The organism is Paenibacillus sp. FSL R5-0749, assembly GCF_038595085.1.
Taxonomy (GTDB): domain Bacteria; phylum Bacillota; class Bacilli; order Paenibacillales; family Paenibacillaceae; genus Paenibacillus.
In genome coordinates this window covers 4,020,111-4,036,154 of record NZ_CP152005.1, presented here as the reverse complement: position 1 = coordinate 4,036,154, position 16,044 = coordinate 4,020,111, and the positions used below count along the sequence as shown (strand labels likewise).

Sequence of the window (16,044 nt, the reverse complement as noted above, 5' to 3'; positions counted from 1 at the left end):
TAGGGAGGTGCATTCATGTCCAACATGTTAAAAAAACAACAATTGGCAGACATCCTTATACAGCTTTTAGAGCGAACTTCTTTCCGCAGGGAACAGATGCAGAACTATGTTAACCGCCTGTATGAGACCTTTAAATGGGACGGTGTACCCTATGTGGAGTGTGGAAAAGATACGTATATCGTTCGAATATACGAACGTGGTCTCGTCTCGTTAGAGAAACGAGTAAAACAGCCGGAGGAAGTCATCTATTGGCTGCTGGAGGATATTATTTTCACCGCGACGCATGTAGGGTTGTTGGAAAAACATGGTGTCGATAATAAACAGACGCATTTGAACTATACAGATGAAGTGATGAAGGAACTGAACAGGGGTGTTCAGGAAGCTTTCCAGCAGATCGGTGATCCGTATTTACATTGGTATCAGACGGGTAAACGTCAGGAATTAGAGCGTTTGGAATAAAGAAAAGTGAGGTGTGTTACGTGAGCGAGCAAGATATCCATGATATTTGGTATGAGTATGCTGTATTATTTGTCGAAAAAAAGAATGAATCTGAACAGGGCTGGGCTTCGTTGAATTCGAACGAGCAGGACATTGCTGCTTTATGGCTGTTAGAGGCGGATGTCTTTAATGGCGGTTTTATACAGTTTTTCTGCAACTGGGGGGAAGAAGTATACCGTTACGCGTTACGGGCATTACATAACATTGGTGCGACTCAAGTAGTGGAGATTATAACCTCGGCATACGGCTGCATTGAGCATCTGAAAGAGGATGAAAGGCTTACTGGACTATGGGACATTCCTAAATTACTGACAAAGGAACAAGAGCACCAGTTAGATGCGCTGGATCAGCAATTTTGGAACAATGAGGATCAGATCGCAGAGAAAGCCTATGGTTATTATCACGGAAAATTGAACATGATGATTATATCATCTGGTTTCAACTAAGCATCCGTTGTTCTGTTTAAGGTTTGCATACTTGGTCTTGCAATGACCGAAACGTTCGGCTATACTTGCTATAAATTGAATACATGAATCACGTTGATAGAGCGCAGTAGCGGCTTTGTCCCTGTTACAGAAAGTCAGGGGTTGATGGAACCTGATACATACAAGGGCTGCGAATTACACTCTGGAGTACTTGGGTAATGCCAAGCGGATGGGCAAACGATATATTGCCAAAAGTGGTATGGATAGCGTGTTAAGGTTATGTGTTATCCATGCAATTTGGGTGGTACCACGGTTATGATAATCGTCCCTGTGTCTAATGAAGACAAGGAGGCGATTTTTTTGTGTCCAAAAAAGCCGTTCCAGCGTGTTATTTCGTAAATTAACGTAGATCATGACTGAATTTTGAGGATAGAAAAGGGGTTATACGAATGAATATTATTGATGAACTACAGTGGCGTGACGCCATTAACCAGCAGACGGATGCAGAGGGACTGCGTGAGTTGACCGAAAGCAAATCAATCTCATTATACTGTGGAGTTGACCCTACAGGGGATAGCATGCACATCGGACATCTGATTCCGTTCATGATGCTGAAACGTTTTCAACTGGCAGGACACCGTCCGGTTATTTTGATTGGTGGAGCTACAGGTACGATTGGTGATCCGAGTGGTCGTCAGGCAGAGCGGTCATTGCAAACGATGGAGCAAGTGCAGGAGAATGTGGATGCACTGACAGCGCAGATGAAGAAGTTGTTTGTAACAGACGGGGATAATCAGGTTCGCATGGTGAACAACTACGATTGGACACACAAAATCAATGTTATTGAATTTTTGCGTGACTACGGCAAAAACTTTAACCTTAATACAATGCTGGCTAAGGATGTCGTCGCGAGCAGACTGGAAGGCGGCATCTCGTTCACTGAGTTTTCCTACCAGATCCTTCAGTCACTCGACTACCTGCACCTGTTCCAGAACGAAGATGTACAGCTTCAAATCGGCGGTTCCGACCAATGGGGGAATATCACGAGTGGTCTTGATCTGATTCGTAAAAAAGAAGGATCTGAAGCGAAGGCGTACGGTCTGACCATTCCACTCATGCTCAAATCCGATGGAACCAAGTTTGGTAAAACAGCTGGCGGCTCAGTCTGGCTTGATCCGAACAAAACGACACCATTCGAATTCTACCAGTTCTGGGCGAATACAGAAGACCGTGATGTGATCAAATACTTGAAATACTTTACCTTCCTGAGCAAAGAAGAAATTGAAGCTTTGGCTGAAAAGGTAGAGACAGAGCCACACAGACGTGAAGCACAGAAAGCACTTGCGGAAGAAATGACAAAATTCGTTCACGGCGAAGAAATGCTTGAACAGGCTAAACGTATTACAGCGGCGCTGTTCAGTGGTGATATCCGTTCCCTGACGGCAGACGAAATCGAGCAGGGCTTCAAGGAAATGCCTACCTTTGAAACGGACGGCGAAGCCAAAAATATTGTGGACTGGCTCGTGGATCTGGGTCTGGAGCCATCCAAGCGCCAGGCGCGTGAGGATGTCACCAAAGGTGCGATTTCCATGAATGGTGAGAAAATCACCGAACTTGAATTCACGGTGTCTGCAGAGCATGCCATTGGCGGTAAATTCATCATTATCCGTAAAGGTAAAAAGAACTACAGTCTGGTTAAACTTCAATCCTAGTACAACTACAGAAACAAAAAGACCGTCTTCCATCTCTGTCAGCGACAGAGCGGAGAACGGTCTTTTGTATAACAAGTCATTGCTTGACCTATTTTATTGATTAACAATCGCCGTGATTTCTTCATCCAGATCAAGTCGTACGTTCTCACGGTACGCCCGAATGTTGTATTCGCTGTGCAGGTAACGAAGAATCGCTTCAATCATATTGGACTCTACCAGATATTGACTACGGCCTTGAATCCAAACTTCAGCGGAATAACCTGTATCTTCTTCCCAGCTCAGTTCTACATTCACATCGGTTGGACGTACACCCTTACGTTCTGCCATATGAATACAGATTGCATTCACAATTTCATCCATGCTCAGAACCATAGAGATTAGTACCGTCCGTTTCTGTTACGGTCATCATCACGATCATTGCGGCGGTCATAACGGCCATCCGCTGCAGGTTTACGACGATTTGTAATGGCTCTGAAGAGTGCCATAGCCAGCATAACAATCAACATGATTGCTGCAACGTTCACGAGCAATCCAAGGATGTTACCCAGAGCGCCCATGCCACCGAACAATCCGCCGAACATCATACCCGCAAGACCACCTAGCATCATGCCTTTCATGAATCCGCCGCCACCGCCGAAGAATCCACCACCACGAGTTGCAGCTGCACCAGTACCGGAGTTATTACCGGAATTGGATTGATTCACGTTGCTGTTGGAGTCGGATTTCTTAGGTGTGTTGGTATAACTTTTTGTACCGGATTTGAATCCGCCACCACGTCTTGCATCCGCAGAATCCGGATTCGTTACTCCCACTGTTGCGAATAATAATGTAAAGGCCATAAATACCATCATTAGATGTTTAACTCCGAATTTTTTCTTCATTGTAAAGATCGTAACCCCCCGATTAATTTGTTTGATTCGCCCATAATTGGACCTTACTCAAGTAATACGGTTAACCTACAGGAACGTTTCAAATTTTTATTAAATTTCAGAAACGCTTGGACTGGGGTCTTGAATTGCAGCTTGACCATCAAGCAATTGGGTAACCCAATGACACCATTCCAGACCTGTTTGCGCATGCATTAACCCTTTTTGTACCAGGATGTAGCTTCCAAAATCTCGATTGCCTACACGAAGATTATCCAGAGGTATACGTGACTTCAGATCCTCGAAGTACCGTATACGTTCCATAAACCAGCTTTTACGCTCATTCAGAATGCGTCTCATGCTTCCGTCTTCCGCTATGCCAACACACAAAATACGCAAATTAAATTCATCGCGTGTAACCGGTGCGGTAACCGGAGTGATCATCCATTCCAATAGCTTTTCAATGCCTTTTTCCGTAACCGCGTACATTTTCTTATCCGGTTTGTCAGACTGTTGTACCCAGCGGGAGGCCAATAACTCATCGTTTTCCATCTTGGACAGGAGTGGGTAGATCTGGCTGTGTTTTGCCTGCCAATGCGGCTGGATTTTCAGCATTAGATCATAGCCCGATGACTCCTCGCGGGTAAGCAGCCCGAGTAATCCGTAGGAAAGTATGTTCATGCACATGTCTCCTTAATATTAGGGCTGGGTCAGAGAAAACAATTGATTTTGCTTTCTTTGACCGCTTTCATAAAAGTGTACACTGAAACTGTATGGTTTGACAACCTGATCGAGCAACCGCCTTAATTTAGACAAAAAAAGTGCGAACCATAAGGTCCGCACTCCAAACCATTTAGAGAGATGCCTGTTGTCCATACCCTTCAGCGACAACATCAAGCTCACCTGTGGCAGAATCGATAACCATGCCGTGAACGGGTACATTGGGAGGAAGTAATGGATGCTTCTTGATCACTTCTACAGTTCCTTTTACCCCTTCTTCAACACTGTCAAACCCACGCAGCCACTTTTGCAGACGAATGCCGGAATTTTCAAGCGTAGACATGACCTCTTCTGAAACTCCACGTTCTGTCATGTGACCAATCATCGTTTCAGCATGCAGGGAAGCCATACCACATTCTGTATGACCTACCACCAATACCTCATCAGCGCCCAATTCATAGATAGCAACCAATACAGAACGCATAACACTACCAAAAGGTTGAGAGATAATGGCACCTGCGTTTTTGATGATTTTTACATCGCCATTTTTCAGATTCATCGCTTTCGGCAGCAGCTCTACAAGACGGGTATCCATACAAGTGATGATGACCATCTTTTTGGTTGGAAACTTGCTAGCCGTATACTTCTCGTATTCTTTAGTCTCGACAAATGATTTGTTGTAAGCCAAAATCTCTTGAATGTTATTCATGTCCATTGCCTCCTGTTATCCAATACGACGAGCACGGCCACTTGCAATTGATGCAGCTTGTCCTACGCGCCTTTTTGCTTTAATAATGTATCACGGTCAGCAAATGGCATTACTCCAACCTTATAGAGGTTGTTCAAAAAGTCCACTTTTGATTACAAATCATGCCCGAAGGGCATCATCAGCATCGAAGTTGAAATTCATTTCTATCTTCTCGGTAATGAAAACCAGACTTTTGGAACACGTATCTTGAGGAGGATAATGCGATTTGCCTCTGTTAAAAGTTGATTATACGCAATAGGAAAAGTATCATCAATAGGTGAATAAACTTTTTTTGAAGAGGTGAACGATAACAATGGATAAACAAACACAGGAACATTTGGAATCCTTCCGTAATCTGGCTCGTAAAATCAAGAGCTATCATGAAGCCATTGGTTTGCTTCACTGGGATCTGCGCACAGGTGCGCCCAAAAAAGGCGTTCCGACTCGTTCGGAGACGCTAGGTATGTTGTCCACCGAAGCATTCAAGCTGCAAACCTCGGCTGACATGAAAACCTACCTGGATGCATTGACTACTCCAGCAGTATTGGAACAACTCGAAGATATAGATCGTCGTCTGGTTGAAGATTGCAAGAAAGAGTATGATCGCAGTCAATCCGTACCACCTGAGAAAGTGCAAGCCTATACCGTGCTCACGGCCAAATCCGAAACTGCTTGGGAAGATGCCAAGCATAACAGTGATTTTGCAGGGTTCTCCCCATATCTGACAGATATCGTTAAGCTCAAACAAGAGTTTATTGATTATTGGGGTGTAAAGGATACGCGTTACGATACGCTGCTTGATATGTACGAACCGGATCTGACCGTTGAAAAAGTGGATGCTGTATTTGCTCGGCTCAAAGCACGTTTAGTGCCTTTGCAAGAGAAAATTAATGCTTCGGACAACCAGCCCAATACAGAGTTCCTGAATCAGTTGTTTGACACCAAACAGCAGGAGAAGTTCAGTCTGTTCATCTTGGAACAAATGGGCTATGACTTTGAAGCTGGACGTTTGGACGAGAGTGTGCATCCTTTTGCAACGGGGCTTAACCCGGGTGATGTGCGGATCACAACACATTACCTGCAGGATGATGTAGCAAGCGCAGTCTTCAGTTCACTGCATGAGGGCGGACATGCCCTGTATGAGCAAAATATTGATGACAGTCTGGCGGGTACCCTTCTGGCTGAAGGAACGTCCATGGGAATTCATGAGTCTCAGTCCCGTCTTTGGGAGAACATGATTGGTCGCAGCCTGCCATTCTGGGAACGCTATTACAAAGATTTGCAGCAGCATTTCCCGCAACTGAGCGAAGTTGAACTGGAAGATTTCTATCGTGCAATCAACCGGGTGGAGAGTTCACTCATTCGGATTGAAGCGGATGAACTGACCTATAATCTGCACATTATTATCCGATATGAGATTGAAAAAATGTTATTCAACGATGGCTTGGAAGTGAAGGATCTGCCAGAGACCTGGAATGCGAAATACAAGGAATACCTTGGTATTATGCCAACGAATGATGGAGAGGGCGTTCTGCAGGATGTTCACTGGTCTGGTGGCGACTTTGGATACTTTGCTTCGTATTCTCTGGGCAATATGTATGCAGCACAAATTCTACATACATTGCGTAAGGAAATGCCGGAGTTTGATACCCTCATTGCCGAAGGTAATCTGATTCCGATTAAGGAATGGCTTACAGACAAGATCTACCGGCATGGGAAAAGTCGGACACCTTCCGAATTGATTGTTGCCGTAACGGGTGAAGAATTGAACCCGGATTATCTTGCTGATTACCTGGAAGCTAAATACGCCGAGATCTACAAGCTGTAGGTACCACATATATAACGTATTGAATAGCATTATGAATAGCGGAAGAGTCGGGCATCATTGCCCGGCTCTTTTTTTGCATTCAAGTTCTTAACCTTTTGTTGGGCAGCAGCATATCCATAATAGAGAGAAACTGCTGAAACCAGTGAAGGAGGGAAACAACATGAAATACACGCCATGGTTCGTCCGGGGCATCGTTATTCTGCTGATTATCATTGTGGCGCTTACCAGCTGTAATAAGGAAGAGAATGAAGCCAAAATTACGATTGGCGAAGTGACTCGTTCGGTATTTTACGCACCGGAGTATGTGGCTGTGGCTCAAGGCTTTTTTGAGGAGCAGGGACTTGAGGTGGATATTCAGACGACTGCTGGCGGTGACAAAACAATGGCGGCATTACTCGCAGGTTCGGTGGATATCGCCTTGGTAGGAGCGGAAACGTCCATATACGTCTATCAGCAGGGAGCGGAAGATCCGGTCATTAACTTTGCTCAACTCACCCAGACGGATGGTACTTTTCTGTTCGCACGTAACCCCGAAGGCAGCTTCGATTGGGAGCAACTGAGGAATTCCACATTTTTAGGACAGCGCAAAGGCGGCATGCCGCAAATGGCAGGGGAGTTCGCATTGAACAAACATGGCATTAATCCGCAGAGTGATCTGGAGCTGATTCAGAATGTGGACTTTGCCAACATTGCATCTGCTTTCGCCTCAGGCACGGGAGATTATGTTCAACTATTTGAACCCCAGGCATCGATCTTTGAACAAGAAGGTCGAGGTAAGGTTGTAGCATCGTTTGGAGCAGAAAGTGGTGATCTGCCCTACACGGTTTTCATGACGAAACAGAGCTATATTAACGACAACAAGGATATCGTGCAAAAGTTTACGTACGGTCTGCACAAAGCGCAAGCTTGGGTAGATTCACATACGGCTGAAGAGGTTGCAGAAGTCATTACTCCTTTCTTCAAAGACATTGATCCAGCCATTCTGGTCAGCAGTGTAAACCGTTATAAAGAACAGGGTAGCTACGCTACGGACCCGATCATTGATGAGGAAGAGTGGAACAATCTGCTTGATGTTATGAGTGCTGCCGGAGAGCTGAAAGAACGCGTGGATATGAATGCAATTGTGGATAATGTCTATGCGAAAGAAGCTGCAAATTCAAAGTAATGGGTATTCAGGAAAGGAAGTGAGCAGAATGCCTGAATCCGAAAGTGTGATCCGACTGGAGGGGATCTCTCAAGTATACGTCAGCGAGCGGGAAGCTTCATTGGTGATTGAAGACTTGAGTCTGGAGATCCAAAAAGGAGAGTTCGTCAGCCTCGTTGGACCGAGCGGATGCGGGAAAACGACATTGTTGTCGATCATCGCCGGGCTGCTCACACCCACCCGAGGAGAGGTTAAGGTTAAGGGGAAACTCGTTGGCGGTCCCTCCGCACAGATTGGTTATATGCTTCAACAGGACTATCTGTTTCCATGGCGGACCATTCTCGATAATGCATTGATTGGTCTTGAACTGACAGGCAGATTGGATGTACGGAGTCGTGAGCGTGTACGGGAACTGCTGATAAGTATGGGCTTGGCCGGAACAGAGAATCAGTACCCTTCAGAGCTTTCAGGGGGCATGAGACAGCGGGTGGCTCTGGTGCGCACGCTGGCAACCGACCCGGGAATTTTATTGTTGGATGAACCATTCTCGGCACTCGATTATCAAACCAAGCTGCAATTGGAAGATCTGGTCTCGGACACGTTGAAACAGTTTGGCAAAACCTCTGTACTCGTCACCCATGATTTGTCTGAAGCCATTGCAGTCAGTGATCGCGTCATTGTACTTGATCGCAATCCTGGGCGCATTCGTCGTGAATTTATCATTCCCGATGAAATTCGGAAGGCTCAGCCATTCCATGCCAGGGAGCAAGAAGGGTTCAATGCATTGTTTCAGGCATTATGGAGTGAACTGGATCAGCCCGGGGGAGGTGAGAAAGACGCGTGAATCAAACGAATCCGAAGCAGGAAAAGCGTGACGAATGGATGGGACAGCTGCATCGGAATCATATTCAGCAGGTGGCCAGATGGCGACATCAAGTTCTTGCCGTACAGTTATCTATGCTCCTATGTATGTTCTTGTTATGGGAAGTGGCGGGCAGGCTCCGTTGGATCGATGTACTGTTATTCAGTTATCCAAGCAAGATATTTGCACAGATTGGCAAGGATATCGCTAGTGGCGAATTATGGGCGCATGTTGGGGTAACCGTAGGGGAAACGGCCGTTGGTTTTTTACTGGGGACACTCGTTGGAACTTTGCTTGCGGTTTTAATTTGGTGGTCTCCTTTTTTGTCCAAAGTGCTGGACCCCTATATGGTTGTGTTCAATAGTATGCCAAAGGTAGCACTCGGCCCAATCTTTATCGTTATGTTCGGCGCAGGTTTTACAGCCATTGTCATGACCACGTTGTCCATCACCGTCATTATTACAACACTGGTGGTGTATAACAGCTTTAATGAAGTGGATCCCAATTATATTAAAGTGATTCGTACGTTTGGTGGAGACCGTTCCGAGATTTTTACGAAAGTTGTATTGCCAGCTTCTTTTCCGGCGATTGTATCCACCTTGAAAGTGAATGTAGGCATGGCCTGGGTGGGTGTAATTGTAGGGGAGTTTTTGGTCGCCAAACAAGGGCTTGGTTATCTCATTATCTATGGATTCCAAGTATTCAACTTCACGCTTGTGTTATCAAGTCTGTTAATTATTGCAGCAGTTGCAACGGCCATGTATCAACTTGTTGTCTATGCAGAGCGCAAATTGCTGGCTGGGCGCAGATAATGTGGCTATGTTTTGTTCGTTTGATGAACGTTTATATATGTATACAATTTCACAAGGGGTGTCACGTTGCCCGATACCGTAAAATCAAGTACCATATTTAGTATGAATATTCCGCGCTGATCCGGAATGAATGCGATGATTGGAGAAGAGGGCCTTGAGGTTCTGTCGCAACGATTTAACTTGCCAGCGTCCCTCATTCGGGGCGTATTGCTGTGACCGGCATGCATGCGCATGTCGGTTGATGTCGTCTAGTTTACACTTGGACGAGACATACTAGTCATGATAAATGAATGAGGCGACGAGCTGGCTAACAATTTTTTTACAGCTTAGAGGAGATGGAATGTTAAATGGGTTTTAGGGTAATAAAAACCGCAATCGCCGCATTAATGGCTGTGTTGATTGCGGACTGGTGCGGCTTGCCAGGACCAACCTCAGCAGGATTGCTTGCCATTCTTGGGGTGGATGTAACGAGAAAACGAAGTATTCGCACCATATCGGCGAGGTTCTTTGCTTCAGTCGTTGGACTTCTATTTGCAAGTGTACTTTTTCACTTTCTAGGATTCCATTACTGGGTACTGGCCGTATACATATTGATCGCATTCCCGGTTATTGTCCGGGTGGGCTTCAAGGAAGGTATTGTAACAGGTTCAGTCGTTGTGTTTCGCGTGTTCAGTGGCGGAGAGATGGACGTGAATGTTGTCCTCGTACAAATTGCTTTGTTACTGATTGGTCTTGGTTCCGCAATGGCGGTTAACCTGGCCTATATGCCAGCAGCAGATCCACAGATGCTGCGCATTCGTAAACGGATCGATGAACTCTTTTCGAAGATTTTCAAAGAATTCGCGGCGACGCTGCGTAATCCCAATGAAGCATGGGCGGGTAGAGAACTGATTGAAGCAGATAAAGCGATTCTGGGTGGTATTGATGCAGCCAAGCGTTCTCTGGAGAATCAGGTGATTCATCCGAATGAGGAATGGAGTGTCTACTTCTATATGCGCAAAACGCAGCTCGACTCCATCCAGCACATGATGCATCTGGTGTCCCAGATCTATCAGAAGATGCCACACGCGGAAATGGTCTCGGAACTGTTCGATCAGCTCAGTCAGGATGTACTTACTGAATCCTACACCGGACGAACTGAAAAACTTCTTGCGAATGTGCAAGAAGAATTCAAACGTATGGAGCTGCCGGATACAAGGGAAGAATTCGAGATTCGTTCCGCAATTCTCCAGTTGTGCCGTGAACTCGCGCTGTATCTGAAAGTCGCGAAGAAGGACAAAGCACCGTCCCCAATATCGGACCGGTCCCAATCTACAAACGAATAATAGAAAATAGTTGTCACCCTAGACGAATGCCCTGCATACACTTGTAGTGAATGATTGTATGGAGGAGGTTTAAAGATGTCATTGAGTCATAAACATCAATGTAGAGAGATTATCACGAAGGCGATCTGCGGCAAAGGTCGTAAGTTCTCTACCGTAACACATACCGTGACTCCGCCAAATGGTCCGACAAGTATTTTGGGGGCTTGGATTATCAACCACCAATATGAAGCCGTATCAGCGGGTGACGGAATTGAAGTTATTGGTACTTACGATATCAACATTTGGTATTCCTATGACAAGAATTCGCAGACGGATGTAGCCAAAGAAACGGTGTCGTATGTAGAACATGTGCCTTTGTCCTATCTGGACCCGAAACACCGGACTTCCACAGTGGAGGTATCTGCGGATGCAACGCAGGAACCTAGCTGTGTGGAAGCCACAGTATCGGCGGGTGGAAGCAGTGTAATTATCCGGGTAGAACGGGAATTCGCTGTAGAACTCGTTGCCGAAACCAAAGTTTGTGTGAAGGTCTGCACAGATGGTTGCGGTGATTACGAAGACAAGGATTATGAATTTGGCAGTGGTGATGGAGATTATGACGATCTCGATCCCGACCTGCTCGACGATGAGCTGTGAGATTGACTCAAGTATTTGATAACCTAAGGTATCATATGCGCCAGAAGGCGCGGTGAAGAGGGCGTAAGCCCTCTTTCTTCTTAAATATTGAAAAATGGGTGGTAACGAGCCTCGCAATGCGCATGGAATACCTTTCACGGGAAGGCTCCGCATTGCGGGGTTATTTTTATTTTGTTGCATGATCGGGTAGGGGGAGACGTCATGAATGTGATGGAACAAGCGGAGGAGGCATTACGCCGATATGAAAGGATGACCTCCGGAGAACGTACAGAACGGTTGAAACAGGCAGGAATTGAAGTATTGTCACTGCGCGATCGGCGCAAACGAGAACCAGGCTTGCGTGTACGCTATGATGTAGAGATAAGTTGTCTGCAGGCGATCCGGATCAAACGCAAGGATACGAGTGGCATGGGAGGGGCGCAGGAAACGCTGTTGGAGCGTGAAACGAGTTCAACCTTGTTTAAGCGCATAGAACGACTTGCGATCAAAACGCTGTACACACTGGGACTGGATCATGGAGCCGTTCGAATGGAATCCTCAGGGAATGGTGGTTGTGCAGTCATTTCGATCGTTCCGAGTCCGTGGAAAGGGGTGACGAACCTCGCGGCTACCTACAGAGAAAGCTGGAAGCAGCATCAGGAACTGCTGGATGAGGAGCAGCGTCGCAGACCTATTCCCATACTTGGCATGGACCCTGAGTTTCTTCTGGTACAGATGCCAGAATCCAAAATCGTCCCCGCCTCCAGATTTCTGGAACGTACCGGAATGGCAGGCTGTGATTCCGTTACAATGGGTGGGCGGCGCATCTACCCGGTTGCCGAATTACGGCCCGCTCCCAGCTCCGAACCAAGAGAGCTATTGGCTCATCTGATGAGGGCATTTGCAGCAGCTTCCCGCAGCATTAGCGATCACTCGCTCATCTGGCAGGCAGGGGGGATGCCACAGCGGGGGTTACCTCTTGGTGGTCATATTCATTTTAGCGGCGTGAACCTTACCGGGGAACTGCTCCGCACACTGGACAATTATCTGGCATTGCCACTGGCGTTTCTTCAGGACCCGCGTGGATCGGGAAGACGTCCACGTTATGGAGCGCTTGGTGATTTTCGCCTGAAATCCTACGGTGGGTTTGAGTATCGTACGTTACCCAGCTTTCTTGTGTCACCCCTTGTTGCAAAGGGCGTTGTGGCATTGGCAGGTTTAATCGCGAGCGGGTATACTCAATTACTGCGGCGTCCGTTGGAGAAAGCGGAGGTTCATACCGCTTTTTATGAAGGAAAGCGTGAAGTGATCAAGGAACACATTCCAGCTCTGGCAGATGATCTGAAGAGATTGGAAGGATATGCACGTTATGAACGGTATGCGTCCCCATTACTCCTTCAATTAAAATTGGGAAGAACTTGGGATGAGAGCCGGGATATCCGTAAACTCTGGAATATTCGGGCAGGTTCATGAAGAACGGACGTTTTTTTGATATAATAAGAAACAAGTCTTTTATAAGTAGTAATTACGGAAGATATGGAGCAGCAACCTTTGAAGGAAGTGGCGAATAGCCAAAACATAAGGCGGAGGCGCAAACACGGTGCCTGACCGTCTTATTGTCCTTCCAGGACGCGTTTCTTCCTGACATTATAGGAACGGGATGGAGGATATTCATCATGGCTCAGTATACGCCAATGATTCAACAATATTTGCAAGTGAAGGCCGAAGCACAAGATGCTTTTCTATTTTTTAGACTGGGCGACTTCTATGAAATGTTCTTCGAGGATGCGATTAATGCTGCCCGTGAACTTGAGATCACGCTGACTGCACGTAACGGAGGCACGGATGACAAAATTCCGATGTGCGGCGTACCTTATCATTCGGCTGACAATTACATACAGCGTCTGATTGAAAAAGGCTATAAAGTTGCGATATGTGAACAGATGGAAGATGCGAGTGTAACCAAAGGCATGGTGCGACGTGAAATTGTTCGTGTGGTTACACCCGGAACGGTAATGGAAGGCAAAACACTAGGGGACAAATCCAACAACTACATGGTGTGTCTTACTGGTAATCAAAACACGCTCGCGCTCGCAGCCTGTGATCTGTCAACGGGTGAGTTGTATGTGACATCCGTACCCTATTCCAAGGAATGGCTTAAAGATGAAATCGGCATCTACGAACCATCGGAGCTGGTGGGGGATGCAGCGCTGCTTGAAACGGTAGAAGCCGAGGCATCTCCAATCGGTCGCCCTGTGGTCTACACGGCGTGGACAAAGAATAAGGAAGATCTGGTTCGTCAGCAGTTTGGTGAGGCTGTGTGGGCAAGATTAGAACCTGAACGTCAAGCGTGCATTGCACGTCTTTTCTCCTATCTGAGTGAGACACAGAAACGCTCTCTGGGACAATTAACCCAAATCTCAACGTATGAGCCAGATCATTATATGATCTTGGACCCGTTTACCCGCCGGAACCTGGAATTGGTTGAAACCGTGCGTGAACGCTCCAAAAAAGGTTCATTACTCTGGTTGCTTGATCGGACCGAGACGTCCATGGGTGCAAGAATGCTGCGTCGCTGGGTCGATAAGCCATTATTGCAAAAAGGGAAGATTAATGAGCGTCTTGAAGCAGTGGATACGTTGTACAACCAGTTTATATTGCGTGAGGACCTGCGGGCAGAACTCAAAGATATCTATGATCTGGAGCGCCTGGTTGGCCGGATTGCGTTTGGTAATGCCAATGGTCGTGACCTGAATGCGCTCAAATCATCACTGGAGAAAATTCCAGGACTTCGTCAGCATTGCGCAGGATCATCTTCCGCAACACTTCAGCATATTGCCGAAACGATGGATGATTGCAATGATCTGCGTGAAGCGATCGGGCAAGCCATTGTGGACGAGCCGCCTGTATCCGTAAGGGACGGAGGCCTGATTCGTGAAGGGTACCATGAACGTCTGGATGAATTGCGTGAGGCTTCGGTTAACGGGAAACAGTGGATTGCAGAGCTGGAAGCGCGAGAACGCGAGGCGACAGGCATTCGATCGCTGAAGATTGGATATAACAAAGTGTTTGGTTATTATATCGAGATCACCAAGTCCAATCTGTCCGCACTGCCGGAGGGACGTTATGAACGTAAACAGACACTTGCCAATGCAGAACGTTACATTACGCCGGAGTTGAAGGAAAAAGAGACGCTTATTCTCGAAGCTCAGGACAAAATGGTTGATATTGAGTATGGACTGTTCGCAGAACTGCGCGAGCGGCTGAACAAAGAGATTGCAAGATTGCAAAAGCTGGCTGAACAGGTAGCCGAAATTGATGTGTATCAATCTTTTGCGGTGATTAGTGCTGAGCGAAACTTTGTACGGCCTACATTGACCGACGGTTATGATCTGGTTGTGGAAGAAGGACGCCATCCGGTGGTCGAGGCGGTCATGCGAGATGGTGCATTTATTGCCAATCACACGGCAATGACCAAGGAAGAGGCCCGTATTCTGCTGATTACTGGACCGAATATGGCTGGTAAGAGCACATATATGCGACAAGTCGCTTTAATTTCCATTTTGGCGCAAGTGGGTTGTTTTGTGCCTGCGGGTCAAGCGGAGGTGCCGATCATGGATCGCATTTTCACACGAATTGGTGCAGCGGATGATCTCATTGGTGGTCAAAGCACATTCATGGTGGAGATGGCTGACATTCAGGTCATGACGGACAAAGCAACACCACGCAGTCTGATTATAATCGATGAATTGGGACGGGGAACATCAACCAGTGAAGGCATGGCTATTGCTCAGTCTGTTATTGAATATGTACATGATATCATCGGCTGTAAAGCCCTCGTATCCACACATTTCCATGAGCTTGCTCATCTGGAGGAGAGTCTGGACAAGCTGGCAAACTACTCAATGGCGGTACAGGAGAGCGGTGACAAGGTTAATTTCCTGCGCAAACTGATTGCCGGAGCAGCCAGCAGCAGTTATGGTATCTATTGTGCACGCCTTGCAGGTCTGCCTGATAGCATTATTGAGCGGGCGAATGGACTGTTGCATGGATTCGAACATGCGGCTGCGCAAGTAGCGGTGGGTAGTGAATACATCGGAAACGAGAAGCAGGAAGCAGGCTTGAGATTAAAAGATGGAGAGCTCCAACACACGGATTCAGCGTCTATACTCCGGGAGCATGATACTGCGGAAAGTGCAGATTACACATTTCCTATTGAAGATTCAACCGGGGCTGGGAAACAGCATACCAAGAAATCAAACAGCAAAGCACAGTCCAGCGCAAGCCATTCGGATGTGGTTCAACTGTCCATCTTTGGGGATGATGAGCCGAACGTGGCAACGAAAACGGATGTAGTTGTGGTGGAAGATAAGCCAGCACGAGAATTCATACGGACGATGAAAGATATCGATGTCATGAACATGACGCCTCTTCAGGCGATGCAGATATTAAATGATCTCAAATTGAAGGCACAGCAATTATCCTGAAT

General features: G+C 46.7%; 15 protein-coding genes and 1 other annotated feature. Of the genes, 11 read left to right on the top strand and 4 right to left on the bottom strand.

The window, feature by feature from the left end; all coding sequences use genetic code 11:
* The first annotated feature begins 15 nt into the window (after nt 1–15).
* The 3 genes from MKY85_RS17870 to tyrS all read left to right on the top strand — a co-directional run bounded on the left by MKY85_RS17870 (nt 16) and on the right by tyrS (nt 2,635).
* Nucleotides 16–459: an Imm63 family immunity protein gene (locus tag MKY85_RS17870; RefSeq protein WP_342570416.1), complete on the top strand. Its 444-nt coding sequence runs from the start codon at nt 16–18 to the stop codon at nt 457–459.
* Between the two features lie 20 nt (nt 460–479).
* Entirely contained in the window at nt 480–944 is a 465-nt protein-coding gene (locus tag MKY85_RS17865; protein WP_342570415.1) for a DUF4375 domain-containing protein, read from the top strand.
* 84 nt (nt 945–1,028) lie between these two features.
* Nucleotides 1,029–1,256, top strand: a binding site (T-box leader).
* Between the two features lie 116 nt (nt 1,257–1,372).
* The gene (gene tyrS, locus MKY85_RS17860; RefSeq protein WP_342570414.1) at nt 1,373–2,635 is read left to right on the top strand and encodes a tyrosine--tRNA ligase; all 1,263 of its coding nucleotides are present in this window, start codon (nt 1,373–1,375) and stop codon (nt 2,633–2,635) included.
* Between the two features lie 93 nt (nt 2,636–2,728).
* On the opposite strand, the gene MKY85_RS17855 is transcribed toward tyrS, so the two are convergent.
* From MKY85_RS17855 to MKY85_RS17840, 4 genes are all read right to left on the bottom strand, one after another.
* On the bottom strand, nt 2,729–3,007 hold the full coding sequence (locus MKY85_RS17855; RefSeq protein ID WP_017687903.1) for a YxcD family protein: 279 nt from the start codon (nt 3,005–3,007) through the stop codon (nt 2,729–2,731).
* Nucleotides 3,008–3,012: 5 nt separating this feature from the next.
* A complete protein-coding gene (locus tag MKY85_RS17850; protein ID WP_339234702.1) occupies nt 3,013–3,516 on the bottom strand; it encodes a hypothetical protein in 504 nt (167 codons plus the stop codon).
* Nucleotides 3,517–3,615: 99 nt separating this feature from the next.
* The gene (locus MKY85_RS17845) at nt 3,616–4,182 is read right to left on the bottom strand and encodes a PadR family transcriptional regulator (RefSeq protein WP_253437997.1); all 567 of its coding nucleotides are present in this window, start codon (nt 4,180–4,182) and stop codon (nt 3,616–3,618) included.
* Between the two features lie 172 nt (nt 4,183–4,354).
* Nucleotides 4,355–4,930 (bottom strand): carbonic anhydrase, encoded by a 576-nt coding sequence (locus MKY85_RS17840; protein ID WP_339234698.1) that lies wholly within the window; start codon nt 4,928–4,930, stop codon nt 4,355–4,357.
* 352 nt (nt 4,931–5,282) lie between these two features.
* On the opposite strand from MKY85_RS17840, the gene MKY85_RS17835 reads away from it, so the two are divergent.
* The 8 genes from MKY85_RS17835 (at nt 5,283) to mutS (ending at nt 16,042) form a co-directional block, all read left to right on the top strand.
* A complete protein-coding gene (locus MKY85_RS17835) occupies nt 5,283–6,797 on the top strand; it encodes a carboxypeptidase M32 (RefSeq protein ID WP_339234696.1) in 1,515 nt (504 codons plus the stop codon).
* A gap of 160 nt (nt 6,798–6,957) precedes the next feature.
* Nucleotides 6,958–7,962, top strand: a complete 1,005-nt coding sequence (locus MKY85_RS17830; protein ID WP_339255888.1) for an ABC transporter substrate-binding protein — start codon at nt 6,958–6,960, stop codon at nt 7,960–7,962.
* A gap of 28 nt (nt 7,963–7,990) precedes the next feature.
* Nucleotides 7,991–8,785, top strand: a complete 795-nt coding sequence (locus tag MKY85_RS17825) for an ABC transporter ATP-binding protein (RefSeq protein WP_339234693.1) — start codon at nt 7,991–7,993, stop codon at nt 8,783–8,785.
* A gap of 38 nt (nt 8,786–8,823) precedes the next feature.
* Entirely contained in the window at nt 8,824–9,615 is a 792-nt protein-coding gene (locus MKY85_RS17820) for an ABC transporter permease (protein WP_342573418.1), read from the top strand.
* Between the two features lie 347 nt (nt 9,616–9,962).
* Nucleotides 9,963–10,940 (top strand): aromatic acid exporter family protein, encoded by a 978-nt coding sequence (locus tag MKY85_RS17815; RefSeq protein WP_124116373.1) that lies wholly within the window; start codon nt 9,963–9,965, stop codon nt 10,938–10,940.
* A gap of 75 nt (nt 10,941–11,015) precedes the next feature.
* Nucleotides 11,016–11,576 (top strand): outer spore coat protein CotE, encoded by a 561-nt coding sequence (locus MKY85_RS17810; RefSeq protein ID WP_339234691.1) that lies wholly within the window; start codon nt 11,016–11,018, stop codon nt 11,574–11,576.
* 201 nt (nt 11,577–11,777) lie between these two features.
* Entirely contained in the window at nt 11,778–13,028 is a 1,251-nt protein-coding gene (locus MKY85_RS17805; RefSeq protein ID WP_342570413.1) for a hypothetical protein, read from the top strand.
* Nucleotides 13,029–13,231: 203 nt separating this feature from the next.
* Nucleotides 13,232–16,042: a DNA mismatch repair protein MutS gene (mutS, locus tag MKY85_RS17800; protein ID WP_342570412.1), complete on the top strand. Its 2,811-nt coding sequence runs from the start codon at nt 13,232–13,234 to the stop codon at nt 16,040–16,042.
* Nucleotides 16,043–16,044: the final 2 nt, after the last annotated feature.

Coding starts and splice junctions, on each gene's coding strand:
- mutS (WP_342570412.1), top strand. CDS start 13,232: ATGGCTCAGTATACGCCAATGATTCAACAATATTTGCAAGTGAAGGCC.
- MKY85_RS17870 (WP_342570416.1), top strand. CDS start 16: ATGTCCAACATGTTAAAAAAACAACAATTGGCAGACATCCTTATACAG.
- MKY85_RS17855 (WP_017687903.1), bottom strand. CDS start 3,007: ATGGTTCTGAGCATGGATGAAATTGTGAATGCAATCTGTATTCATATG.
- MKY85_RS17810 (WP_339234691.1), top strand. CDS start 11,016: ATGTCATTGAGTCATAAACATCAATGTAGAGAGATTATCACGAAGGCG.
- MKY85_RS17825 (WP_339234693.1), top strand. CDS start 7,991: ATGCCTGAATCCGAAAGTGTGATCCGACTGGAGGGGATCTCTCAAGTA.
- MKY85_RS17840 (WP_339234698.1), bottom strand. CDS start 4,930: ATGAATAACATTCAAGAGATTTTGGCTTACAACAAATCATTTGTCGAG.
- MKY85_RS17850 (WP_339234702.1), bottom strand. CDS start 3,516: ATGAAGAAAAAATTCGGAGTTAAACATCTAATGATGGTATTTATGGCC.
- tyrS (WP_342570414.1), top strand. CDS start 1,373: ATGAATATTATTGATGAACTACAGTGGCGTGACGCCATTAACCAGCAG.
- MKY85_RS17805 (WP_342570413.1), top strand. CDS start 11,778: ATGAATGTGATGGAACAAGCGGAGGAGGCATTACGCCGATATGAAAGG.
- MKY85_RS17820 (WP_342573418.1), top strand. CDS start 8,824: ATGGGACAGCTGCATCGGAATCATATTCAGCAGGTGGCCAGATGGCGA.
- MKY85_RS17845 (WP_253437997.1), bottom strand. CDS start 4,182: ATGAACATACTTTCCTACGGATTACTCGGGCTGCTTACCCGCGAGGAG.
- MKY85_RS17835 (WP_339234696.1), top strand. CDS start 5,283: ATGGATAAACAAACACAGGAACATTTGGAATCCTTCCGTAATCTGGCT.
- MKY85_RS17830 (WP_339255888.1), top strand. CDS start 6,958: ATGAAATACACGCCATGGTTCGTCCGGGGCATCGTTATTCTGCTGATT.
- MKY85_RS17815 (WP_124116373.1), top strand. CDS start 9,963: ATGGGTTTTAGGGTAATAAAAACCGCAATCGCCGCATTAATGGCTGTG.